1 pseudogene is annotated in these 615 nt (G+C 41.6%); it reads left to right on the top strand.

Going from position 1 to position 615, the window contains the following annotated elements:
* Window positions 1–73: 73 nt before the first annotated feature.
* Window positions 74–615, top strand: a pseudogene (locus ACIY19_RS10860) (hypothetical protein); the annotation flags it as partial.

Below are 615 nucleotides of genomic sequence, written 5' to 3'. Positions count from 1 at the left end.
TAGTTGTTAGTGAACTAGATGCAACTCCTGAAGGATATCTTTTATTTAAGGAATTAGTAGAGGAGGAAAGAGTATGCCTTTAACAAAAGCACAGGCAAAATCGCTGGATATTTTAGAAGTAGCTCGTAGCCTTGGAATGGAGATGAAGCGAAAGTCACATCGAGAGTATTATTGGGCTGAGCATGACTCGTTTAAGATTGATACTGTGAAGAATACCTGGCATTGGTATTCACAAGCAGATAAGTATGGGGACACCATCAACCTTGTCCAAGAAATGCGAAATGTCAGCTATAAGGAAGCCATGGTATTCTTAGAGACAGGTTCCTTTCCTGAAGCAAAACCAGTAGAGGAAGAACGTCAACCTTTCAATTATACACTAGCCCCTTACGAACAACGATTTGTGGAGGCGAGATCCTATCTCAAGGAGATTAGAGGTCTCTCTGATGATACAATCGACTTCTTCCTGGAAAAGGGAGTATTAGCCCAAGCTAAACGTAAGGATAAAGATGGTGTTATAGAAGATGTCTTGGTTTTTAAATACTTGGACAGAAATCAGCAACTGGTAGGTGCGAGCCTCCAGGGACTTGTTCCTGATCAAGAACGTCATCCTGGCAA

It is taken from the genome of Streptococcus sp. ST14 (genome assembly GCF_046098195.1).
In the GTDB taxonomy this organism is placed as follows: domain Bacteria; phylum Bacillota; class Bacilli; order Lactobacillales; family Streptococcaceae; genus Streptococcus.
This window is presented reverse-complemented; position numbering and strand designations above follow the sequence as displayed.